The sequence below is a fragment of the Bacillus sp. FSL R9-9410 genome, assembly GCF_038050385.1.
Lineage (GTDB): Bacteria > Bacillota > Bacilli > Bacillales > Bacillaceae_G > Bacillus_A > Bacillus_A cereus_U.
This window is the reverse complement of record NZ_JBBOTV010000001.1, coordinates 2,183,171-2,207,466: the sequence shown is the minus strand read 5'-3', so window position 1 is coordinate 2,207,466 and position 24,296 is coordinate 2,183,171. Positions and strand designations below refer to the sequence as shown.

The following is a 24,296-nucleotide window of genomic DNA, read 5'->3' as shown; positions in this document are numbered from 1 at the left end:
GTTTTCTTTTAGGAGGACACTATGCGTAAAGGTGAATTAACAAAAAGAATGATTCTTGATCGTTCCTCTGCCCTGTTTAATGTAAAAGGGTATAGTGGTTCTTCAATTTCTGATATTATGCGAGAGACTGGATTAGAGAAGGGTGGCATCTATCGTCACTTTAAAAATAAAGATGAATTAGCTATTCAAGCCTTCCAGCACGCAACCTCACAAATGGGAGTGCGTTATGTCGAAGAGATAAAAAAAGCATCCAATACGTTGGATAAGTTAAAAACTTTTATTTCAGTTTTTACATCTCTCATTCATAATGATCCTCTTCCTGGAGGGTGTCCAATCATGAACGTAACGTTAGAAGCAGATGATTCCCATCCTCTCATGGCAGAACAAGCACAGATAGCGATGAATCAATTAATTGGAATAATTGAAAAGATTATTACGAATGGAATTGAGCAAGGAGAGTTTAAACCAGATACTCAAGCAAAGCAGATTGCTATCATCTGGATTTCTTCTCTTGAAGGAGCACTTGCCTTATCACGTTTATATCAAGATACAGTCTATATTGATGCAGTATCGTCTCAGCTTCTAGCTGAGTTGAAACAAAAAATTACGGCCAAGTGAGCCGTAATTTTTATCGTAAAAAAGAGACTGATTAGTTTCTTTTTTAGGAGGTGATCACTTAATAGAAATTCCATGATGAAACTATTAAAAAACAAATGAGAGAAGAATAGTACTAATACAAAATAGTAAATTGAAAAATGTGTAGAGTATGAATGATTTTGGCCTACCTGTTTCTAATTTTTGGAGGAGTGTGAAAAGGGATATGAGAGAATTTGAAACAATCGTAATTGGATCTGGCCCTGGAGGATATGTTGCTGCAATAAGAGCTTCACAATTAGGGCAACAAGTGGCAATTATAGAAAGAGAGAATCTTGGTGGCGTATGTGCTAACGTCGGCTGCATTCCGTCTAAGGCACTTATTTCTGTAGGTCATCGCTTTGAGGAAACAAAGCATTCAGAAGATATGGGTATTTTTTCTTCTGGTGTAAATGTTGATTTTGCAAAAGTACAAGAATTTAAAAACGGCGTTGTAAAAAAATTAGTAGATGGTGTAGAAGGGTTATTAAAAAGTAATAAAGTAGATGTGATAAAAGGTGAAGCTTATTTCATAGATGCTAACACTATACGGGTAATCAATAAAGATGCAGTTCAAACATATACATGTAAAAATACAATTATAGCTACTGGCTCGTGCCCAGTTGAAATTCCAACATTTAAATTTACAAAACGTGTGATTAACTCTACAGGTGCACTTAGTTTAACTGAAGTTCCAAGTAAATTGGTTGTAATCGGTGGTGGTTACATTGGTACTGAATTGGGCTCTGCTTACGCTTCCCTCGGTTCTATAGTAACAATTATTGAAGGAGGTAAAGATATTTTAACTGGCTTCGATAAACAAATGACTCAAATTGTGAAAGAAGACCTCATAAACAAAGGTGTGGCAGTAGTAGTAGATGCATTCGCTAAAGGTGTTGAAGAAGTTGAAAATGGTGTAATTGTTACCTACGAAATTGGTGGTGAAGAAAAGAAAGTTGACGCTGATTACGTATTAGTAACGGTTGGTCGTCGTCCTAATACTGAAAATATGGGTTTTGAGAAAATCGGTATTGAGTTTTCTGACCGCGGTTTATTAAAAGTTGATCAACAATGCCGTACTAACCTTCCGAACATTTTTGCTATCGGTGATATTATTGCTGGTCCACAGCTTGCACATAAAGCATTTTACGAAGGGAAAGTAGCTGCTGAAGCTATCTCTGGTGAACTATCATTTGTTGATTACTTGGCAATTCCAGCAGTTTGCTTCACCAATCCTGAGTTAGCAACAGTTGGTTATTCTGAAGAGCGAGCAAAGGCAGAAGGCATGGAAGTAAAAGTGATTCAATCCCCATTTTCAGCAAACGGTCGTGCACTTGTATCAAATGAAGGAAAAGGGTTCTTGAGGCTATTGGTGCGTAAAGAAGATGGTGTATTAGTTGGTGCTCAAATCGTGGGTAATGGTGCATCAGAAATAATTGCCGAAATGGGTTTAGCAATCGAATCAGGCATGACAGTTGCAGACATTGCATTAACACCTCATGCTCATCCAACTTTAAGTGAGATTATGATGGAAGCTGCTGAGACCTTAATTTACAAGTTGAAATAGATAGTAATGTATAAAAATTTTATTGTTTCGCCTTTTAGAAATTCTAAATAAAATGAAGATGAAGTCTGAAGCTAGAGGACGGAGTAGATCCTTGTTCAAAATCGACAGTACATTTCAAATGATACATTATGGACAATTAATTGAGTTGTTTTTTACCAAAAAAGAGACTGTTCGGTTTCTTTTTTGTTCAATTCATTAGAGATTACAAAGTGAAATCATGAAAAACAAATATGAGAGGAGAATACAAATGAGTCAATTTGTTAATTCAACAATAGAAGGTAAAAACTTTATTGCTGTTCAAGTAGGAAAATGGGAGGATTTACTTCAATATAAAAATGGAAATCCATTTAAAGCTCCTGGAAAGGTATTTCTTAAAGATGACTTACAATGTACAGGGATGGAAGTTTCACTTAATGTTTTTCCTCCAGGTATTTCAATGTCTTTTTATCATAAGCATAGAGAAAATGAAGAGCTATATATCTTTGTCAAGGGACAAGGGGAATTCAAGATTGATGATGAAATCCTTGAAATCAAAGAGGGCACTGTCATTAGGGTAGCACAAGAGGGGGAAAGAATTTGGCGTAATAATTCAAGTGAACCGCTCTATTTTATTTGTATTCAAGCTAGGGCAAATACTTTGGAAGAAAGTAATATCGAGGATGGTATTAAGCTAGATAAATCCGTTGAATGGATTGAAAAATAGGTGCCACTGTACGATTAAATATCGTTTCGCTCCTTGTATTTTGTCTTTTGAAGAAAACTTATCTATAGAAAAGTACACCCAATTGTTAAACTGAATGTAACAATTGGGTGTACTTCATAGGAAACCAACTGTGTTTAAAGAATGGCTTTTTTCAATCTTTATTCTATAAAGGTTCATTATCCGTACTTGTTCCTCAGTTAACTCTTCTTTATTCCAATACATATGCATTAAACTATATTCGAATATCTCCTTTAATTTAATAAACAATGGAAGCTGCTCTATCATTTCTTTAGGTAGATCATTTTCCTCCTGGTATCCGTCGATTATTGCTTTTGTAATAGAATTCTCATAGTCGACTATGTTACCATTCCCAATGAATGAATATTCTATCGCACTATAGATTGGGACTGCTAAATCGAATATATAAAAATGTTTCTCACAGTCTTGAAAATCAATCATTGTTAAATGTATATCATTTTCCACTAATATATTTTCTAACCAAAAATCTCCGTGTATTAAGCCGTAATTTGAAGGATTCTTTGGAAGTTCCTTTATAGAAGTTAAAACGTCAGATGCAATTTCTCTTATAGTAGTTTCTTCTTTAGGGATATAGTTAAGAAAATTATACTTAAATAGCTTCAGAGAGGATGAATTTAAAGTAAGTCAAATTGAACTTGAATTAGGGAACTATTTTTCTGTTTACAATGAAGTTCTAGTAAATCATAAAAAGCCATCTCATGAGATACTACCTGTAATGTATCAGGCGATAGATTTATATTTAGAGATGCTAAAAGAAAATAATGTAGTAGTAAAGTATATCTCCAAAAATAAAGATTTACCAACACAAGAGTTACTAAAAAGGTTGTTTAATCTTTTTCCAACAATAGGATATGGGGACCTACAATATATAGAGCTTATTAATAAAGCGAGATAAAGATTCAATTTGTATTGAATAAAAAAACAATAAAAAATGCACCTATAAGGACAGATGCATTTTTTTATTTATATTTGTTTAAGTAATTCCAGTTCCTCTTCTACAAATGCCATTAATTCTTTTATTGTCTCACTAGAAAAATCAAAACGAATTCCAGCTGCTTCATATACCTCTGGTAAGGATTCAGAGCTACCTAGAGATAATGCTTTTTTGTAATTTTGTAGTGCTTGTTTAGGATTCTCTTTATATTGTTTATACATTTGCAATGCACCAAGTTGCGCGATTGCATATTCGATATAATAGAATGGTATTTCGAATATGTGTAGTACAGGTAACCAGCCAGTTGCTATCCAGTTTTCATAACCTTCAATATTTACCACATTCGATTGGTAAGTGTTATGTAATTCTAAATATTTTTCATTTCTTTCTTTAGCAGTATGATTTGGATTTTCATACATCCAATGTTGGAATTGATCAACGATAAGCATTTGTGGTAAATACTTAACAATATCTTTAAAGAAATCTAATTTTGCTTTTATAAATTCTTCTGTATTCTCATAAAATGTATCCCAATACTCCATCGAAAACAATTCCATTGTCATGCTGGCTAGCTCAGCTGATTCTGAAGGGATTTCTAAATATTTTTGTAGCTTTAGCTGCTTCATACATTCATTATGAATACTATGGCCCATTTCATGGAGGAAAGTAGTAACATCATAATGTGTATGATTGAGATTCATAAAAATAAAAGATAATTGAGAAGCAGGTAAGTGTTCGCAAAATCCTCCAGGTGCTTTTCCTTTACGACTTTCTAAATCTAAGCAATCATTTTTATGCATACGGCTCAACAATGCAGAGAATTCAGGGTCTAGTTTGTGTAAAATATGAGAACTTTTTTCGATTAAATCACTCTCGTCTTCAATAGGTTTTAATACTTTTTGATTTGGTGCGGCTGCTTTTAGATCCCACGGACGAAGTGTATCTACTTGAAGTTCAGCTTTTTTCTCATTAAATATATTATCAATAAGTGGTACAACGTATTTACGAACAGATTCTGCAAGTTCATAGCAATCTTGAGCCGTATAATCAAAACGTTCGTATTTTTTGAACATATAATCACGATAATTATCTAATTGAATATTCTTTGCCTTTTGGTGACGGATTGTTATTAATTCATTTAAAATGGTTTGTAGTTCTTTTTCAACAGATAAGTACTGTTCAGAAATAAGTGTTTTTGCTTTTTTTCGTATATCACGATTCGGATCTTGTAAGTAAGATTGTAATTCAGTTATCGTTTTTTCTTCGCCATCCCATATCGCAGTTAAACTCCCAGTGATTTCGAAGTACTCGGTTACTAATTTGTCTTCTTTTACTTCTAAATCAATGTTCTTCTCACAAAATAATGTTTGTGCATTCTTTATTTTTTTATCAAGTATGCTATAAGTTTTTGGATCTAGTTGCATTCGGAATGGTGATTCTAAATATGTATTATCAAATGAATTTTGATAACGTTTCAAAAGAGGCCTTACATATTGTTGATCATATTCAAACGTATCTTTTATTTCTTTGTTATCTGTATTACATTGAAAAGCAATATAGTGTGATCTTAATTGTTCTTCGATTTCAGATGTTAATTTTGACTGAGCTTTTAGCCAGTTTTCTAAATCTTCTCCAGAAGAAATAGACGTACTTAATAAAGTAGACAATTCTTTTTCAAGCTCATGTAAATTACGAATATCAATCGTATTAGAGTTCTGCATTATTTACCCCTCACTTTTTATTTACTCAAGGAGATATTCTTCTTTTTCGCTATGATTCCTTTTTTGCCTAAAAAATTTGTGCCTATTACTCCAAGAACAATCATAAGTGTACCGAAAATATGATAGTAGGAAATTTGCTCGTGTAAGAATACAACACCTGCAATTATAGTAATAAGTGTAGATAAGTTGCTAAAAACACTTATTTTAGCTGCTTCAATATAAGATAATGAATAGTTTAATAATAAGGCCGTTAGTAAGGATGATAGTAATCCTAAATATAAAATAGAGATAAGAAATGTTCCGTTCGTAAATGGCTTAAAGTATACAGTTATTGTACCTTTGTTCATATGGTCAATGATCGCGATGAAATTAAAACTAATAAAACCGATTGCTGTCATTGTGTATGTTAAATCTATTAACTTGAATTTCTTTGTCATTTTTCGAGCTAACACATTATAGCAAGCAGATGATAATGCCGATAACAGGATGAGAATAACTCCGATGAAGCTAGTTTCATGGGCACCGATACCATTCATGATAAATATATAAATGACACCGATGACAGAAACGAGTACAGATGTTTTTTGCCATATATTTGTATACTCTTTTAAAAAATAGGAAGCTAGTATCATCGTAAATATAGGGATAGCAGCCTGTATAATTCCAGCTTCAGATGAACTTGTAAATACTAGACCAAATGCTTGGAAAGCAAAGAACAGTGCTGGATAAAATATTGCAAGTGGTAAAAGGGCAAGTATGTTTTTGAATGATATATTTAACTTTACAAAACCGAAAATAACCGGAATGCTTGCTGCTATGAAAGCAACTGTAAAACGGTGAGCAAGGGTATCAAGAGGGCTCGTAATGGTTAGTGCTAGTTTCACAAACATAAATGAAAATCCAATAATAAATGAATAGAGTAATGCTGATATATATGCTTTTGTTGTATTTTTCATAATTTCACCTCATAGTAGTTGATTTCTTACTGGCCAGTATACGTATATAGTAATCTTTCTGATCTAGTGCTACAATGTGAACAAATACAAACTGTACCGGTACAACTTAAATATTGGGGTGGTAATGATGTATAAGTATTTACATATTTTAAACGATTTAGAAAGTATGATTCAAAATGGTGAGATAAAAGAAGGAAAGAAATTACCGTCTATACGGTCACTCGTCACGCAATATGAATGTAATAAGGCGACTGTAATGCGAGCGCTGCATGAATTAGAAAAGCGTCATATTATTTATTCTGTACCTCAAAGTGGATACTACGTTGTTAAGAAATCTGGGAGTTACATAGAAAATAACGAGATGATTGATTTTGCTTCCTCAGCACCAGATCCAGATGTTTTTCCATACTTAGATTTTCAACATTGTATTAATAAGGCAATTGATACATATAAAAATGATTTGTTTGTATACGGAACACCGAAAGGTTTACCATCTTTAATTCCAGTTATTCAAAAACAGCTGGCAAATTATCAAGTCTTTACAAAAGAAGAAAATATCTTTATCACATCAGGTGTGCAGCAAGCACTTGCAATACTAACTTCTATACCATTTCCGAATGAAAACGAAACGATATTAATTGAACAGCCAACATATCATTTATATATTGAATATCTAGAAATAAATGAAATTCCTGTAATTGGCATTAAACGTACGAATGAAGGCATCGACTTGAATGAATTAGAACGTATATTTCGAACAGGAAAAATAAAATTCTTTTATACGATACCGAGATATCATCATCCACTTGGAACTTCTTATTCTAAAGATGAGAAAGAAAAAATCGTGCTATTGGCCAAGAAGTATAATGTATTTATAGTGGAAGATGATTATTTAGCAGATTTAGAAACAGATTCAAAAGCAGATCCGTTATATAGCTTACATAATTGTAATCATGTCATATATTTGAAAAGTTACTCGAAGATTATTTTTCCAGGTTTACGAGTCGGTGTGGCGGTTATTCCACTAGCTATTGCAAATGCTTTCCATAAATATAAAAAGATTTTAGACATCGATAGTCCAATGATATCTCAAGCTGCTTTAGAAATTTATATAAAGAGTGGTATGTTCGAACGCCATAAAAATAAAATTAAATCCTCCTATAATAATAGATCAAAAAAACTAGCAGAAATATTAGAAAAAGTGCATAATGAAAACCCACTTTTATTTACATATAAAAAGTATAATACAATAGGAATCCATACTTGTTTAGAAATAGATAAAATCAGTATTTCGGAAATGTTTTTACAAAAATTGAGTGATCTTCAAATAAATATTGATACTATTGATAAAAATTATGTAAGGGATTTTCCTAAAGAAAGACTGTTAAAGTTAAATGTATCGAATGTAAAAGAAAATCAGATAGAAGAAGGTATACGCAAAGTAATTGAGGAAATCAAACAATCAGAACGTCTGAAATTTCAATTTAAAAAAGAATAATACGAATAAGGAGGTTTGTTGTGAGACACAAATTAATAACCTTATTTATATGTATTACTATAGTAATTGGAGCGATGGTAGTTACTAAATATTATATAGAAGATGATCAATGCATAGCAGTTGTAGCAGGGGCAACAAGAGGTGCTGGAAGAGGAATTGCGATGATGCTTGGTGAAGCCGGTGCAACTGTATATGTAACAGGAAGAAGTACAAAAGGGAATTTATCCTGTATGGGGAGAACTGAAACGATTGAAGAGACTGCAGAGCTTGTTACAAAGCAAGGCGGAAGTGGAATCGCAGTTCGTGTTGACCATACAGTAGAAGAAGATATTAAAGCATTATTTACAAAGATTCAGGAAGAACAAAATGGACAGCTTGATATTTTAGTAAACGATGTTTGGGGCGGCGATCCTTTAACAGAATGGGAGAAACCTTTCTGGGAACACAGCCTACATAACGGACTACTTATGCAACAAAGAGCTGTACATTCTCATATAATGACAAGCCATTACGGTGTACCATTAATGGTGAAAAATAAAAAGGGACTTGTAATTGAAATTACAGACGGTGTCGACTATCAATACCGTGGCAATTTATACTATAGTTTAGCAAAAATATCAACTATTCATTTAGCAGAGGCTATGGCGAAAGATTTAGAACAACACAATATTACAGCTGTCGCAGTTAGTCCAGGATTCCTTCGTTCAGAAGCGATGTTAGATATATTTGGTGTAACAGAGGAGAATTGGCGAGACGGAGCAAAGCAAGATCCTCATTTTATAGCATCAGAAACTCCTTTCTTCGTTGGGAGAGCAGTCACAGCTTTAGCAAGCGACTCAAATGTTCATGAAAAAACTGGACGAGCGCTAAGTTCATGGGAATTAGGAAGAGAGTATGGATTTACAGATATGGATGGAAGACGACCAGATTGGGGAAAGTATTTTGAGGAGAATGTTTTGAATCAAAATTAATATTTTTTAAGAGCACTCATTTGTAGGAGTGCTCTTTTTCTTTATACAGTACACAAATAATAAAGTCCTCTTAAAAATAAAGTGAAACTTTAATCAGTGGGGGGTGTCCATCCCCCCACTGATTATTAGTTGAACCAATCGGGCGTTTACGGGCAGTTATCTCCCACCTAACTTCCTAGCATTCGCCGAATTTCGAGGTGAGAGTCTTACTGCCCGTTAATGCGGGATAAAATGGTTATTTAAAAAGCATTGGTACAAATGAAATACAGTCAAAAATAAAGTGACAAATCCAACTTACCCAAATACTTTTTGAATTTTTCCATATATAATTTAGTGCTAATCTAACTGGGATTATAGTTATTAATAACTGCATTGGCACAAAACCATAAGCTGGAATATGCCACAAAGCGAACAACACACTACATATTAATGATGCCGTGCCAAATTTTAATCCTAATTTTTGTAATGCGATAATTATATTAGTGCAAATCAACTCTTCACCCATTAACATAAAGGGCACACGGAATAAAACCATAGAAATACTTATTACTTCAGCAACGGAATTTTTAGTTGCAGGTTCAAAAATGTAACTGAATATTAAGCTGGAAGCCATACCTACGATAATTGTTAAAGGCACACCCCAAAGTAATGTCTTAAAATTAAAATGTTTAAATTGCTCTAATGATATTTTTCCTAAAAAATAGTATCCTATAATTCCACATAATACAAGATTCCATAAAGCTTCAAGAATCATTCCCAATACTTCAGGTATATTATCTCCTAACACTGCGAAAAGTTGATATACAATCCCGGAAATAATTAATAATCCCAAAGCCAAAAGGGATTTTGAATCAATTTTCTTCTCTGTTTCTATAATCTTTGTTTCCACAACAACCCCTTCTTTCTTATTATTTCATTGATTACGAATATATAATAGCACATTGTTCTCCAAAATAATGGTAATTGAGACGGTCATAATAATTTTATTTTTCCAAATCAGTAAGTCCAAGATTAGGAGATTCCTTGCAAGAATCATTTAGACCAAAACCTATTATTAATGTCGTGATTGAAATAAAGCATATTGCAAATGGTGTGAAATAAAGCAATTATTAAACAAAAATAATAATCGCCCATCAAATTTATGAGTAGGCGATTAATGTATTTCTAAGAACAAAATTAAACAACTTTATTATCTTTACACATATATCGCATAAAACATTTTTTAACTTTATTAAATATATAGGGAATCATTACCAAAAAATGATATCCTTAAAGTATAGTTTATATTTTGTATAGGAGGGTGATGGAGTCTATGGCGGTACGTATAGTCGATGATTTACAACAATTCTCTTTATTACTTATGTTTTTGAGTACATTAATATTTTACAGATACTTAAAGAAGATTAAACGAGAGAGAAAACTGACTTCTTTCGAATGGACAATGTATTTTGTCACTCAATTCGCGACTTCCATTTGGGCAATTACTTATTTTATTAAATTCTTGTCTGAATCGTAAGTTACATTAAACCATTTTAGCTTACTGGGTTATTGTTATCTATTAGGGATATAAATATAGTCCGTATCTAAGTCAATGACGACATCGCTCTTAATGTCTTCTTGTAATGACTTTGGAATGTTTTCAAAATGATAACGTACACAAAATAAATTTATAAGCTCCTCATTAGATAACTCTTCATTTTTTAAGTTAAAATACATTTTTTTAACTTACTGATAGAACAGTTATGACCAATAACATACTCATTAATTCCATATCCATCAAATTCAATTATCATGTTATCACTATTGGTTGCTAGCCAACATTATAGCTTTAATTTTGGATGAATCTTTCATATTGATTATTATACATAGCTTATATATGTCTCGTCTCAATTATGATATTCAAAATAAGAAGAAACACATTTGGGAATTTTTATAGCAGGTGCAACAGCACGTTCTTTAATACCAATGCTAATAAAAGAAGGTCATACTGTGTATGCAATGATTCGTAACGAATCACAAGTAGAAGCAATGAAGAAAGTTGATGCTTTACCAGTACTAGCTGGGAGAGAGGTGCTTCAAAGAATAAGGCACGTAAAGAGAATGGATACTTTAAAATATCATAAAAATCCTTTAATGGGAATACTAGTAACATTCACTATTAAAGGATTGGGCTGTAATGAATATACTTTTTGAAAGCATTATTTTAATCCTCACTGGAATTATTGTTTTAAAATTGACAGGTAGTAAATCTGTTAGCCAAATGACGAGAGCTGAAATTATTATTGTGGTTTCTATAGGTCGTATTATTGTAGAACCTATATTAAGTAGGAAAGTAGGCCCATCTATTTTTGCTGCGTTTATTTTTGCGGGTGTTTTACTTATTATTCATTTTTTTGAATTGAAATCACGAAAAGTAGAAAAGTTTCTAAATGGAAATAGCATTATTGTTATAGAAAACGGAGAAATCTTAAAAAAGAATTTATTACGCGCAAAAATGTCAGAACAACAATTATTTATGCATCTGAGAGAAAAAGGCATACATGAAATCAAGAATTTACAACAAGCAACTGTAGAAACGAATGGACGGATTGGGTATCAACTAACTACCAAGGTACAACCAGTTACTTTGGAAATGCTAGAAAAGCTTCTAGAGCAATGTAATCTTAAAAAATAGTTTTAGACTGAAAAACGCTTCTTGTACATAAAGACACTTTTCACAAACATGTAAAAGTCCCTTCAGTAATCCTGAAGGGACTTTCGTGTTATCTAATTTACCGAGGGTGATGACGATCAATATTACGATTAACAACAACATTAAAGTTCATAAAAATAAACAGAATGAATAATTGACAAAAAATGAGAATAGTAGTAATCTAACGTAAAACATACGCTACCGTATTTTATGGGAGAGATAATATGCAATTAACGAGAGAAGACTGGATAAAAGTAGGATTACAACAATTAGCTAATGAAGGTATACATAAAGTTCGCATTGAAGCACTTGCTCGATTGCTAAAAATAAGCAAAGGAAGCTTCTATCACTATTTTCGTGACCATCAAGAGCTTTTAGATTCTATGCTCGACTTTTGGGAAGTACATGCAACAAAGCTGATTGTTCAAAGTATGGAGCAACAGGACGCCTCTTTAGAACAGCTATTACAGATTAGTTTTAATCGAGATAAAAAAATTGAGAATGGTATTTATGCTTGGGCTAAATATGATCCTGTTGTGGCAACACGTTTAGTAGATATAGAAGAACAAAGAATTTCTTGTGTTGCAAAATTGTATCAAAAAATGGGCGTAGACGAAACTGAATCAATTGATCGGGCGAGACTTGCCTATTTAACGTATGTAGGATGGATGACAAGGTTTGAAGCAAATCCTAATTTTGATATTGATAAAATGGTTGAGCTTTTAACTTCTTTCAGCGGGTGTCCAAACATCCATTGAAAAAAGTAAAGCCTCCGGACGCAATTATGCTGAGGCATAATTGATTATTCGATAATAAATGTCCCTAGTATGGTTATAAAACCTGAAGGGACAAAATTTTCACTATAACATACGGTAGTGTATGTTATCTTTGAAGTTACGAAATTGGGGGCGAATAAATGAAATTACTATTAATAGTAGTAGCTGTGGGGCTTCTGTGGTTTATCAGTTTTTTGCATATTTATTGGGCTTTTGGAGGTCGATGGGGTTCTGCTGCTGTTATCCCAGTAAAAGAGGGAGAACATAAGCCTGCTTTTACTCCGAGAATATGGGGAACATTATTCGTAGCCATTCTTATTCTATTAGCTAGTGTCATTATTGTTGTTCAAGTAGGTTATTTGCAGGGGTTCGAAGCAAATAGTTTATCTAAAATCGGAAGTATTGTCTGTGCTTTAGTTTTCATTGTTAGGGCAATTGGTGATTTTAAGTTTGTTGGATTTTTCAAAAAAATTAAACATTCTCAGTTTGCTAGATATGACACTTGGTTCTATAGTCCATTATGTTTATTCTTTGGTTTTGTCTATATCATGTTGTTGTTTTAATAAGTATAATGAATTCCCTATAAAATAAATTTTATGCAGGAAGAAAACACCTCTTATTGAACAAGTAGCAATAAAAAGAAGTTTGAGCATAGCAATAGAGCAATACGGGTTCTGGTGACAGCGAAGTCCGCTATGATTAGTCATTTGTGTTTAAAAAGAGGATAGATAGGGCGAATTTATTCAAGCTCTTCTATCCTTTTAATTTTTATAAATATAATGTATGACATTAGATAAGAATTCACTATTAATAATAGGTTCAGCTTATATCTTGACTTTTAATAAAATTTTAAAGTGTTGGTTTTTTATTGTGTGAATAAGAGGTTAGTTGTTGTTTTGGAGTTTAAATCATTGATTTAAACTTAGCAATTGTATCATGTAATCTTTCTAATCCAATCAACATATCTTTATCATTTAACATTGAATAACTAATTCGTAAATGATTATATTGAGTTTCATGGCTTAATAGACAAGCTGTTCCAGGTAAAAAAGAAACATCTACTTCATTTGTTTTTTGTAATAATGTAAAAGGATCGATTGACTGTGGGAGTGTAACCCATAAGTTAAATCCACCATTAGGTATTTCAAATTCTAATTCTAATTCTTTTAATGGAGATAATATACCAATTGTTAAATCTCGTCTAATTTGTAAAGCTGTACGTAATTTTTCTAAATGATTTTTCATTCGTTCCGCTCGTAAAAAAGGAAGTAGTGCTTTCTGCGTTAATAAAGGGCTACCAATATCCATCGAAGCCTTCACAGCGTATAACCATTCAAAGATATGTCCTTCAGCTGCAAGTGCCGCGATGCGAAGACCTGGTGCTAACGTTTTACTAAATCCTTTTAAATATATAACATGACCATTTGTATCAAAGCTTTTTATTGGAGGGGGAATTTTAAAATCCTCAAAATAAATTTCTCCGAAAGAATCATCCTCAATAATGAAGAAGTTATATAGCTCTGCTAGTTCTACAAGTTCCATTCTTCTTTCTTTACTCATTACTGTGCCCGTTGGATTCTGAAAAGTAGGATTCACATATAACAAAATAGGATTCTTTCTTTGACAAATATCATCGATTAAATCTGAGCGAATGCCGTTGTTATCAAGACTAACAGGGATAATTTGAACTCCTTTATTAACAAATACATCAAGGGCCGCTCCATAACACGGACTTTCTACTAACACTATGTCTCCAGGCTTTAATAATGTTTGGGCGATTAAATCGATTCCTTGCTGGGCACCACTTGTAATTAATAATTGAGATGGATCTGTAACTAATTGTTGGTGTTCTTTTAAGTAGTTTGTTATTTCCACTCTAAGTTCTTTGTCACCTTGAACAGGTCCGTATGTTGCCAGTATCATTTGATCCTTATTAATTAATTTGTGCATTTCATCTGAAAGAAACGGATTTGGTAATAAACGTGGATAAAGGACTGCCTGTGAAAAATCGAAATATTTACGGTGTTGGTTCATTACATATTGAGAACGCATAACATTAATGGATTTCGTTTGTTGCCATTGATACGGAATTGGTTTGAAATCTTTATTCACACGTTTATGTATATAGGCACCTTTTCCTTGCTCAATGCGTATATATTCTTTCGTTTCTAACTGCTTATACGCTTTACGAACAGTTAATAAACTGATTTGCAAATCATCGGCCATAGAACGTAAAGAAGGGAGGTAATCGCCATGTGAAAGCATCCCGCTTTGAATTCTCTCAACAATTTGCATATATATTTGTTGGTAATATGGTATGTTGGATTCTTTACGTAGTACTATCTTCATAGAATCACCTGTTTTTCTTTTTAATTTAATTAAAGCGAAAAACAGTCTGACAATCAACTATATTTTTATTCAACTGTTATATGCGTGGATACACTGTTATACACCATATCCTCTATACTCATTTCAAGAGTAAAAAGGAGGAAGGAAAATGGTCATTTTAAATTATATTTTAGTATGTATTATTTTTGGAACGACATTTTTAACGATAAAAATTGGAATAGAAGCTGGCGCACCACCATTATTTTCAGCTGGAATTCGTTTCTTTTTGGCGGGCCTTATTCTCATTATTATTTTTAAATTAAAGCGAAAGGATATTATGCCTTACTTATTATCGAAACGTATTGTATATGCTGGTTTTTGTTTAACATTTATGACATTCGCGACCCTTTACTGGGCTGAACAATATATTTCTTCTGGATTAGCTGCAGTTCTATCTGCTACAGGCCCAATGATGATCTTGCTATTGCAATCAAAGAGAAATAAAACAAAATTGCAAAAAGAACAACTTGTCGCTTTAGTTATAGCACTCCTTGGTGTTTTTTGCATTTCTTTACCTGGAATGCATCAAGAACTTACATTCATATGGAGTATCGCTTGCCTTGTTATATTAGTAGGAGAGTTGTTTTATGGAATAGGTTCTATTCGTTCTAAAGAGATACTTTCAGATTTACCTAACGTATCACCATTTCTCATTAACGGCATTCAAATGTTTTATGGAGGAGTTTTGTTGTTAATTGTATCTATCGTAATGGAACAGCCTAATCTAACGATCTTAACATCTTGGAATGTACAATGGCCAATTTTATATCTCATATTTGTAGGGTCTATCGGTGGACACGGTTTATATTACTGGCTTTTATCAAAAACAAATCCTGTATTTCCATCAACGTGGTTATATGTATCTCCATTAATCGCTGTAATTGTAGGTTATTTTGTATTAGGAGAACCATTAAATCCTACAATGGGAATTGGAGCTTGTTTAATCTTGATTGGTGTATTTTTAGCGAATCGTTCTACACTTGGAGTTTATTTTAAGCAGGGAAGGTTGTTAAAAAAAGAGATGTAGTTAAAGTTTAATGATGTGGAAAACAGCGGAAAACGTATTCAAAATTTAGAAGAAAAAATAGTTAATTTGAAGAAAATGATTAACACATTAGAATACAGATTAGAGATAGTAAAATCAAAAACACAGTTGGAGAAATAACCAACTGTGTTTTAATATAGGGTGTATTTAATTTTACACTTAACTAAATCAATCGCATATTGTTTGGTGGATAAGTGTTATTTTTTTATTACGGTATTACCCATCGCGATAGAAATTCGATTCCAACTGTTTATTTGATTAATGATTAACACAAAGTCAACATATTGTTTTTCGTCAAAGTGTTCACGTACTCGGTTGTATAGATTTTCAGGAACTCTTTTAGTAGGAATGAGAGTAATATGCTCCGATAGTTCCAAAGCAACTTTTTCTTCAGGAGTATAAAAATCACAATCATCCCAAGCATTTAAGCAATAAATTCTTTGCTCGGTTTCACCTAATTTTCGGGCGTCAGAAGTATGCATATCGATACAATAAGCACAACCATTAATTTGAGAGACTCTAATTTTTATAAGCTCTCTAACAGCACGATTAATTGAGGATTTCTTCGTGTATTTCTCCATGTCCATCATAATTTTCATACCATCAGGCGAAATATCATAGTAGGCAATTCTTTGACTCATAAGACAAAACCTCCGTTATTATAAGTTTTTATAATAAAAACACACTAGGTCGCTATTGTGACTTCTAGTGTGTTTTCGTAATTAATTCACTTTTTTTATAAAACCTTTATAATGACGCTTCACAAGTTGACTTTCTAACGTCTTCATCGTTTCTAATGCAACACCTACGATGATTAGTAAACTTGTACCACCGATTTGAGCAGAGGGTGGTAATGTAGCGATTTTTGTAAATATAAGTGGCAATATTGAAATTGCTCCTAAGAAAATCGCACCGATAAATGTTAAACGGTATAAAATTTTTGTTACATACTGTTCTGTAGATTTACCTGGGCGAATACCAGGTACGTATCCATTTTGCTTTTTCAAATTCTCAGCCATTTGTTCAGGGTTCACTTGAATGAATGCATAGAAATATGTGAAAGCAACGATAAGACCCACATAAAGTGTCATTCCAAATGGATGTGCAAAATCAAGATTCGCAATTATCCATTTAGATACGCTTGAATCAGGGAAGAGCTGCGCAATTGTACGCGGCGTCATTAAAAAGGCAGAAGCAAAGATAACAGGAATTACACCTGCACTATTTACTTTAAGAGGTAAATGAGTATTTTTTGCTCCTTGATATTGATTGTTTCCTGAAACAGCTTTTGCATATTGAATCGGTATTTTTCGAACAGCTTGTTGAATGTAAATAACACCAACAACTATCGCTAAAATTACGAGTCCAATTAAAACTATTTTTATTATGTGCATAAATAACTGATCGCCTGCGTTTTGGAATTGTTGCAAATAAATTTGATTAGCGACATTTGGAATCGCCGCAACAAGTCCTGCGAAGATAATCATTGAGATTCCATTACCAACGCCATTAGCGGTAATTTGTTCACCTAACCAAAGTAAAAATGCAGTACCAGCAGTTAAAACTGTCGCAATAAATAAGTATGTAGTCCAGCTTTGATCTGTAATTAATTGTCCACCTGCTATATTATTAAAACCATAAGACATCCCAATGGATTGTATAAATGCGAGAATGATTGTAAAGTATCGAGTAAATTGAGCTGATTTCTTACGGCCCATTTCTCCTTGCTTTGCCCATTCTGTAAATTTAGGTACAACGTCCATTTGTAGTAATTGTACAATGATAGAAGCTGTAATATATGGTGTGATACCTACAGCAAAGATTGAGAAGTGTTGCAGTGCTCCTCCGCCAAATACGTTTAGCATACCTAAAACGTTGGCTTGATCTTGTACTTTTAATACCTCTGCGTTAGTATGAGGAACTGGAATAAACGTGCCAATTCGAAAAACAATTAGCATCGCTAGTGTAAAAAGAATTTTGTTTCTTATCTCAGCTACTCTCATGAAATTTGAAATCGTACGAAACATTATGTCGCCTCCTATATTTTTATCAGTTCAAAACTGATTATTATATCCCGATGAAGTAACCACAAACCTCCTTCCGCATTAAATTCATTTGACAAATGGAATTTTATACATTTTGTAGTTTTCACGGATATAAAAATATAAGGTGTTATACAAGCGATTTATTGACTTTTCGTAATCATTCAATACCCATAATATAACTAATAAATTAACAAATGTACATACATAAGCATTAAAAATGAATGAATAGGATGATTTTTTACATATATTTAATGCTAGATTGATAATTAGGAACGTTTTATGTGGTTATATTGAAGGGATTCCGTGGAAAGTATTATGATGTAGCTGTAGCGCATAATAACCTCAAGGAAATCTTCAAGGATGTTGAGAGAACTCATACGTTTCAGCATGAATTAGAGAACCTACTAAAGAAAGAAAAGATTGGATTGGAATAATAGTGAAGGAAAATCTTTTTTCCATAGAGAATATTTCTAGCGTAGGAATCTAAGTATGTAGGTTCTAATGAAAGGAGAATTCACATGAATACATTTGTAAATGACAAGTTTTATGAAACTAGAAATCAATTATTTGAGGAAATTACTTTGTTAAGTGATGCTCAATTTAATAGGAAACCAGATAAGGATAAATGGAGTATAGCACAAGTTTGTCATCACTTAGTTTTATTAGATGAGAGAGTTATAACAGTTATTTCATCGGGATTAAAAAAGATGGATAGTATCTTAAATGAGCGTAAAGAAATTCACACTATTTTATTAGATAGATCGATAAAATTTATAGCCCCAGAAATGATTGAACCAAGTATAGAACCATTTGAAGTGCAGCAAATGGTTGATTTGTTAAACGACTCTAGAAAAGAATTGATGCGTTTCCTGAGTACAATAGAAGATGAATCTATATTAGCGAAAAAATCAGTGACGCATCCAGCTCTTGGAGAATTACTTCTTGATCAGTGGATAGAACTGATCTATTTGCATGAACAGCGTCATATAGAACAAATTAAAGAGATAAAATTGCTTTGTGGAGTTGAAAAGTAAACATCATTATCTATTTTTTGAGCGATTTGGGATAGCATCAAGGTTTCGAGTGATAAAATAGAAATCCTGATTAAAATTATGATGAATTTAGTTGAAAGCAACCAATAAGCTGAAGAAATTACGAAACTAGCAGATCTTACCCCTGAAGAGGAAACGAACATTCAAAAAAATCTGAATCCGATTTGCTGTATAAGTGTAACCCTGTCTTAAATGAAGAGCGGGGTTATTATTTTTGGAAGTGATCTCAGCATTTTCATTTAGAAGGAAATAAATTGGCAATGAAATCCGAAAATGTAATCAGCATTACACACTATATCTTTAAGTTATAATGATTTTCGGAAATGAGCTATATGTCCAAATTTTTGAAAGTAATCTTACACCTACCATTGGGTAAGCACCTTTCACGCGTTTGAGGAATAAGTATTTTGTCAGAAAACGATAAAATACAATTCTATTAAGGGATATATGCATTTTATTCTCTTTATTTTTGCAGTTGAAGTTTTCTGAATAACAAGTTATATTTTTAAAGTTTAAGCAACTTTATGACAGTACAAAAAGGGGAGAAATATTGATATTATGCAAAAAACGAAATGGAAGAACTATGTATGCTATTTTATTATTCTTATGCTTCTTGTAACAGCAGTAACAGTCAAACCAGCTATTTCTAAGGCTGAGGAATCTAATGTTAATATTACATTGTTAGGTACTGCAGATATTCATGGTAGATTTATGCCTTGGGATTATGCGCTTGATGGAGCAAATATGAGTGGAAGTTTGACGCAGCTTTATACGGTTATAAAGAAGGTACGTCAAGAAAATCCAAATACCATATTAGTAGATGCCGGGGATACAATTCAAGGAAACTCAGTAGAATTATTCAACGATAAGCCACAATCGCCAATGATGGTAGCAATGAATACAATGGGATATGACGCCTGGGCATTTGGAAATCATGAATTCAACTTTGGATTAGATACATTGAAAAAAGTTAGTGAGCAATACAAGGGAAAGACGTTAGCAGGAAATATTTATAAGGAAAATGGAGAGCGTTTTCTTCCTGCATATACGATTGTTGAAAAAGGTGGAATTAAAGTCGGGATTATTGGTATGAATACACCAATGATTAGTGATTTTGAAAAAGGGACAGATCATTTGGATGGTTTAGTAGTGAAAAATCCAGTAGAAGAGACAAAAAAGGCTATTAAAGAATTAGAAGATAAAGTAGATGTAATGGTAGGGGTTATGCATATGGGACTAGAAAATGAGAATGGAATCCCAGGTACTGGTGTTCAAGATATTGCGAATGCTTGTCCGGAACTAAGCGCTATTTTTGCGGCTCATATGCATAAACTTGTAAAAAAAGAAGTTGTAAATGGCGTAATTATTACAGAACCAGATAAATACGGAACGCATATTTCACGTATTGACCTTACTTTTACAAAGCAAGATGGGAAGCTTGTTTTAAAAGATAAAACAGCTACCGCTATACCTGTAAAAAATGCTGATGGAACTACAGTATTATCTGATTCTACACTTGAAGAAACACTAACACCTTTTCATGAGTATGCGAGAGGAGATGCAAATGTTGTAGTCGCTCAATTAAAGGGTAGAAACCTTGTTCCTGAAAATGAAATAAAGGGTATTCCAAGTGTGCAGATTCAAGAGACACCTTTATCAGATTTCTTTCATGAAGTCATGCTCCATTACAGCAAGGCGGATGTAGTAGCCCATCAAATTGATAATGATTATGCCCGTTTGGATATAGGTCCTATAAAGAAGAAAGATATTGCGTATAATTATCAATATGCTTTGGGAGAAATTACAGTATATAAGATAACTGGAAAAGATTTAAAAGACTATATGGAATGGGCAGCAGGATATTTTAACTCATCTCGTGCCGGAGATGTAACAGTTAGCTTTGATAAAAACCGTCGTGCGTCTAAATACAGTACGAACGATTTCTTTGGAGGCGTAAAATACGAAATTGACTTAACAAAACCATATGGTAGTAGAATTACAAATTTACGCTCTATTCGTACAAATAAACCAATCAAAATGAGCGATGTTATGACGCTAGGAATGAATGCGTATAGAATGGAGGCTCTTCAGGCAAAAGGGGGAGCTTTAGAGGGACGTAAATTTGAACAAACTTGGTCATCTAAACAAGAGAATGCATTCGGAGAAACAGGTGGAACCATTCGTAACCTTGCTATTACATATTTAAAAGAGGTAAAGAACGGTGTATACACGCCAAAAGTTATGCATAATTGGAAAATTACTGGTGTAGATACACATTCTTCAGAGCATAAGGCTGTAGTTGATCTTGTAAATAAAGGGATTTTAGAAATCCCAAAAACAGAAGATGGAAAATATACAAATATAGCATCTATAAATACTAAAGATTCAATTACAAAAGAAGAGATTGTAGCACTCTCACAAAAAGCTAATATTAATCCAAATCAGTTTAATCATGTAAAAAGAAAAGGTGAATTTTACAAAAAACTTAGTAGGATAATTAAATAAATATAAAAAAGATGGCTCTCGTGCAAAAAACTATTCAACTTGGACATACCATTATCCTAAAAAAGTTTGTGATCGGTATGGAAATATAGAGAATCATCGGTAAAAAATCCCCTGGATCGCTTTAAAAATTCAGGGGGTTTTTCATTTGAATAATTATTGTTTCATTTCTCACTATGTATATTTATAATATGGCTTTAAAAGAACATACCTTAAGTTAATAACATGCAATAGATACGTCCTTTTCTATATTTAAATGGGGAGAAAAATTTATCTTTAAAAGATATTTTTGACAAGATAAAAAAGCCTGAAACTCATATAAGACTTCAGCAGTTTCAAAACGTTCCAATCCATGCAGCTATAGACATAAATAACAAAATTATATTGAAAAATCTAACTTGTATATGCGTTGCCTCACTAAAGTATTTATCTACTATTCTTAAAATAGTAAAGAGTGGTTTTTTATGTTGTTAATAAGATATAAGTGTACTTTGATTAGAATGAATATAGATAATTAACAACTAACCAATTGGATGAGCACCTAAAAGGGCTCATTTTTTATTTTATCGACCACATATATGTAATTTTGCATAATATTACATAAATTTTGTATTTTCTCTTTTTTTCGACATAAATAGACAGTATACTTTGTACAAGCTTTCTATTTCAAAAATTATACGAGGTGAAAAAATGAAAAACACAAAGACATTAACTAAGGTAGCATTAACAACAGGATTAGCTTTAACAGCTGTGGCACCATATGGAATAGGTCATGCAGAGGAAACAGATCAACTACAAGTTCAAATTCAGGAGGAATCTTTCCGTTCAGGTGAACTTACACAACCGTCACAAAAGGCACCAGAAAATGTAGTAAAGGATGCACTTAAAGAGAAAACAGAACAAGCTCTGTCCCAAAAACAAGTCAATGGAGAAACAGGAGTAGATTATAAGGTTCTTCAAAAACGTGATTCATATGATGGGACTACACTCGTACGTATGCAGCAAACATATGAAGGAAAAGAAGTATATGGCCATCAATTAACTGCACACGTAGATAATAAGGGTGTTATTAAAAGTGTTTCAGGCGATAGCGCGCAAAATTTAAAACAAGAAGAATTGAAAAAACCTATAAATCTATCAAAAGATGAAGCAAAACAATATATTTATACGAAGTACGGGAACGATATCAAGTTTATTTCTGAGCCAGAAGTTAAGGAAGTTATTTTTGTTGATGAAAATAATGGACAAGCTAGCAATGCATACCAAGTTACATTTGAAGCTGCAACACCAAACTATGTTTCTGGAACTTATTTAGTAAATGCGCAAAATGGCGATATGTTAAAAAATATGGTACAAGAATCTAATTTAAAAGCAAGTGAAAAACTAGTTGGAGCCTTAAAGGAAAGTAAAAAAAGCGGTCTTACATCATTAACTGGAACAGGAAAAGATGATTTAGGAATTTCTCGTTCATTTGGCATTTCTAAACAAAGTAATGGAAAATATGCACTTGCTGATTATACAAGAGGGCAAGGAATTGAAACTTATGATGTGAATTACAAAGATATTACTAAAGAAGAAAGCTATTATCCTGGTACATTAGCAACTAGTACTTCAACAACATTTAACGATCCAAAAGCAGTAAGTGCTCATTACTTAGCAACAAAGGTATTTGATTTTTATAAAGATAAATACAAGCGTAATAGCTTTGATAATAAGGGCCAAAAGGTAGTTTCAGTTGTACATGCTTGGGATTCTGAAGATACGAACGATCCGAAAAATTGGCAGAATGCGTTAAGTGCTAATAATGGAAGTATGCTTGTATATGGCGATCCTATCGTTAAAGCATATGACGTTGCTGGACATGAATTTACCCATGCGGTTACTTCTAGCGAATCTAATCTTGAATATTACGGTGAATCTGGTGCGATTAATGAAGCGCTATCTGATATTATGGGAACATCTATTGAGAAATACGTAAATAATGGAAGTTTTAACTGGACAATGGGAGAACAAACTGGATCTGTTTTCCGTGATATGGAAAACCCAGCTTCCGTGCCATCTTCACTTGGAGTACCTTATCCAGATGATTACAGTGAATTTAACGATTTTAATGGATGGGATCAAGGTGGCGTTCATTTTAATTCAAGCATTATTAATAAAGTTGCGTATCTCATTGCAAAAGGCGGAACTCATAACGGAGTAACTGTTAAAGGAATTGGTGAAGATAAAATGTTTGATATTTTCTATTATGCAAATACAGATGAGTTAAACATGACTTCTAATTTCAAAGAATTGAAATCAGCGTGTATTCGAGTGGCAACTAATAAATATGGAGCGAATACAGCTGAAGTTCAAGCAGTGCAAAAGGCATTTGATGCAGCAAAAATTAAGTAAGTTAGAAATATAGTTTTCATTCATATATTAATACATTATGAAAAAACAGCTAATGTCATTTTAAGGATATTAGCTGTTTTTTTACGCAGCAACGCATTAGTGAAAATAAACTTACTAAGCAATAATCACGCTGTCTATCTTCAATAAGTTGCGAAAAATATATAAGGTTTAAAGTATATAAAAACAGAAAATTAATAATATATTGACCTCTTAATAGAAAGTGCTATAGAATGAAAGCGATAACAAACGATTGCTTTAAAATGATTTCCTTGATCTTTTAGTATTTACAAATATATGAAGGCATAAAGAAATCTATTTTTTAAAGTTTTAATGCAAACGCTTTCGTATTAAAAGATCATTGAAATACATACGTGAAAATA

Annotated in this window: 21 protein-coding genes and 3 pseudogenes; 16 read left to right on the top strand and 8 right to left on the bottom strand. The window is 32.7% G+C overall.

Features of this window, described 5'->3' with window-relative positions; translation table 11 throughout:
- Window positions 1–21 precede the first annotated feature (21 nt).
- The 3 genes from MKX77_RS11565 (at window position 22) to MKX77_RS11555 (ending at window position 2,903) form a co-directional block, all read left to right on the top strand.
- Entirely contained in the window at window positions 22–618 is a 597-nt protein-coding gene (locus tag MKX77_RS11565) for a TetR/AcrR family transcriptional regulator (RefSeq protein WP_341306703.1), read from the top strand.
- 202 nt (window positions 619–820) lie between these two features.
- Entirely contained in the window at window positions 821–2,200 is a 1,380-nt protein-coding gene (gene lpdA, locus MKX77_RS11560) for a dihydrolipoyl dehydrogenase (protein WP_341306702.1), read from the top strand.
- A 247-nt stretch (window positions 2,201–2,447) separates the two neighbouring features.
- On the top strand, window positions 2,448–2,903 hold the full coding sequence (locus tag MKX77_RS11555) for a cupin domain-containing protein (protein WP_341306701.1): 456 nt from the start codon (window positions 2,448–2,450) through the stop codon (window positions 2,901–2,903).
- A gap of 114 nt (window positions 2,904–3,017) precedes the next feature.
- Here the strand turns inward: MKX77_RS11555 and MKX77_RS11550 are convergent.
- Window positions 3,018–3,533 (bottom strand): annotated as a pseudogene (locus tag MKX77_RS11550) (phosphotransferase enzyme family protein); the annotation flags it as partial.
- On the opposite strand from MKX77_RS11550, the pseudogene MKX77_RS11545 reads away from it, so the two are divergent.
- Window positions 3,523–3,837, top strand: a pseudogene (locus MKX77_RS11545) (AraC family transcriptional regulator); the annotation flags it as partial. The pseudogenes MKX77_RS11550 and MKX77_RS11545 sit on opposite strands and share 11 nt — an antisense overlap.
- Before the next feature lie 68 nt (window positions 3,838–3,905).
- On the opposite strand, the gene MKX77_RS11540 reads toward MKX77_RS11545, so the two are convergent.
- Both MKX77_RS11540 and MKX77_RS11535 read right to left on the bottom strand, forming a co-directional pair.
- On the bottom strand, window positions 3,906–5,597 hold the full coding sequence (locus MKX77_RS11540; RefSeq protein WP_341306700.1) for a M3 family oligoendopeptidase: 1,692 nt from the start codon (window positions 5,595–5,597) through the stop codon (window positions 3,906–3,908).
- Between the two features lie 17 nt (window positions 5,598–5,614).
- Window positions 5,615–6,553, bottom strand: a complete 939-nt coding sequence (locus MKX77_RS11535) for a DMT family transporter (RefSeq protein ID WP_341306699.1) — start codon at window positions 6,551–6,553, stop codon at window positions 5,615–5,617.
- Window positions 6,554–6,680: 127 nt separating this feature from the next.
- Here MKX77_RS11535 and MKX77_RS11530 point away from each other — a divergent pair, with 127 nt between their 5' ends.
- The gene (locus MKX77_RS11530) at window positions 6,681–8,051 is read left to right on the top strand and encodes an aminotransferase-like domain-containing protein (protein ID WP_341306698.1); all 1,371 of its coding nucleotides are present in this window, start codon (window positions 6,681–6,683) and stop codon (window positions 8,049–8,051) included.
- A gap of 74 nt (window positions 8,052–8,125) precedes the next feature.
- Window positions 8,126–9,022, top strand: coding sequence for an SDR family oxidoreductase (locus MKX77_RS11525; RefSeq protein ID WP_341307954.1), 897 nt, complete (start codon window positions 8,126–8,128; stop codon window positions 9,020–9,022).
- 235 nt (window positions 9,023–9,257) lie between these two features.
- Here the strand turns inward: MKX77_RS11525 and MKX77_RS11520 are convergent, their stop codons facing one another.
- Window positions 9,258–9,911 carry a CPBP family intramembrane glutamic endopeptidase gene (locus MKX77_RS11520; protein WP_341306697.1) on the bottom strand — a complete coding sequence of 218 codons (654 nt, stop codon included), beginning with the start codon at window positions 9,909–9,911 and terminating at the stop codon, window positions 9,258–9,260.
- 423 nt (window positions 9,912–10,334) lie between these two features.
- Here MKX77_RS11520 and MKX77_RS11515 point away from each other — a divergent pair, with 423 nt between their 5' ends.
- Window positions 10,335–10,538, top strand: coding sequence for a hypothetical protein (locus MKX77_RS11515; RefSeq protein ID WP_000290880.1), 204 nt, complete (start codon window positions 10,335–10,337; stop codon window positions 10,536–10,538).
- A 35-nt stretch (window positions 10,539–10,573) separates the two neighbouring features.
- Here MKX77_RS11515 and MKX77_RS11510 read toward each other — a convergent pair.
- Window positions 10,574–10,815: pseudogene (locus MKX77_RS11510) on the bottom strand (hypothetical protein).
- 127 nt (window positions 10,816–10,942) lie between these two features.
- Here MKX77_RS11510 and MKX77_RS11505 point away from each other — a divergent pair.
- The 4 genes from MKX77_RS11505 to MKX77_RS11490 all read left to right on the top strand — a co-directional run bounded on the left by MKX77_RS11505 (window position 10,943) and on the right by MKX77_RS11490 (window position 13,053).
- The gene (locus MKX77_RS11505; protein ID WP_341306696.1) at window positions 10,943–11,215 is read left to right on the top strand and encodes a hypothetical protein; all 273 of its coding nucleotides are present in this window, start codon (window positions 10,943–10,945) and stop codon (window positions 11,213–11,215) included.
- Entirely contained in the window at window positions 11,199–11,696 is a 498-nt protein-coding gene (locus MKX77_RS11500; RefSeq protein ID WP_341306695.1) for a DUF421 domain-containing protein, read from the top strand. Before MKX77_RS11505 ends, MKX77_RS11500 begins: the two co-directional genes overlap by 17 nt.
- 242 nt (window positions 11,697–11,938) lie before the next feature.
- Complete coding sequence (locus MKX77_RS11495) at window positions 11,939–12,472, top strand: TetR/AcrR family transcriptional regulator (protein WP_002085377.1); 534 nt, start codon at window positions 11,939–11,941, stop codon at window positions 12,470–12,472.
- Window positions 12,473–12,630: 158 nt separating this feature from the next.
- The gene (locus tag MKX77_RS11490) at window positions 12,631–13,053 is read left to right on the top strand and encodes a DUF3995 domain-containing protein (RefSeq protein WP_002136501.1); all 423 of its coding nucleotides are present in this window, start codon (window positions 12,631–12,633) and stop codon (window positions 13,051–13,053) included.
- A gap of 340 nt (window positions 13,054–13,393) precedes the next feature.
- Here the strand turns inward: MKX77_RS11490 and pdxR are convergent, their stop codons facing one another.
- Window positions 13,394–14,839 carry a MocR-like pyridoxine biosynthesis transcription factor PdxR gene (gene pdxR, locus MKX77_RS11485; protein ID WP_341306694.1) on the bottom strand — a complete coding sequence of 482 codons (1,446 nt, stop codon included), beginning with the start codon at window positions 14,837–14,839 and terminating at the stop codon, window positions 13,394–13,396.
- Window positions 14,840–14,987: 148 nt separating this feature from the next.
- Here pdxR and MKX77_RS11480 point away from each other — a divergent pair, with 148 nt between their 5' ends.
- Window positions 14,988–15,905 carry a DMT family transporter gene (locus MKX77_RS11480; RefSeq protein ID WP_341306693.1) on the top strand — a complete coding sequence of 306 codons (918 nt, stop codon included), beginning with the start codon at window positions 14,988–14,990 and terminating at the stop codon, window positions 15,903–15,905.
- A gap of 215 nt (window positions 15,906–16,120) precedes the next feature.
- Here MKX77_RS11480 and MKX77_RS11475 read toward each other — a convergent pair whose 3' ends face one another.
- Window positions 16,121–16,564, bottom strand: a complete 444-nt coding sequence (locus tag MKX77_RS11475; RefSeq protein ID WP_341306692.1) for a carboxymuconolactone decarboxylase family protein — start codon at window positions 16,562–16,564, stop codon at window positions 16,121–16,123.
- An 81-nt stretch (window positions 16,565–16,645) separates the two neighbouring features.
- Window positions 16,646–17,950 carry a preprotein translocase subunit SecY gene (gene secY / locus MKX77_RS11470; protein WP_341306691.1) on the bottom strand — a complete coding sequence of 435 codons (1,305 nt, stop codon included), beginning with the start codon at window positions 17,948–17,950 and terminating at the stop codon, window positions 16,646–16,648.
- Window positions 17,951–18,249: 299 nt separating this feature from the next.
- Here secY and MKX77_RS11465 point away from each other — a divergent pair, with 299 nt between their 5' ends.
- The 4 genes from MKX77_RS11465 to MKX77_RS11450 all read left to right on the top strand — a co-directional run bounded on the left by MKX77_RS11465 (window position 18,250) and on the right by MKX77_RS11450 (window position 23,916).
- On the top strand, window positions 18,250–18,402 hold the full coding sequence (locus MKX77_RS11465) for a hypothetical protein (protein WP_002069882.1): 153 nt from the start codon (window positions 18,250–18,252) through the stop codon (window positions 18,400–18,402).
- Between the two features lie 84 nt (window positions 18,403–18,486).
- Window positions 18,487–19,002 carry a DinB family protein gene (locus MKX77_RS11460; protein WP_001091627.1) on the top strand — a complete coding sequence of 172 codons (516 nt, stop codon included), beginning with the start codon at window positions 18,487–18,489 and terminating at the stop codon, window positions 19,000–19,002.
- Window positions 19,003–19,578: 576 nt separating this feature from the next.
- Window positions 19,579–21,525, top strand: a complete 1,947-nt coding sequence (locus MKX77_RS11455) for a bifunctional metallophosphatase/5'-nucleotidase (protein ID WP_002136510.1) — start codon at window positions 19,579–19,581, stop codon at window positions 21,523–21,525.
- Between the two features lie 687 nt (window positions 21,526–22,212).
- On the top strand, window positions 22,213–23,916 hold the full coding sequence (locus tag MKX77_RS11450) for a M4 family metallopeptidase (RefSeq protein ID WP_341306690.1): 1,704 nt from the start codon (window positions 22,213–22,215) through the stop codon (window positions 23,914–23,916).
- Window positions 23,917–24,296: the final 380 nt, after the last annotated feature.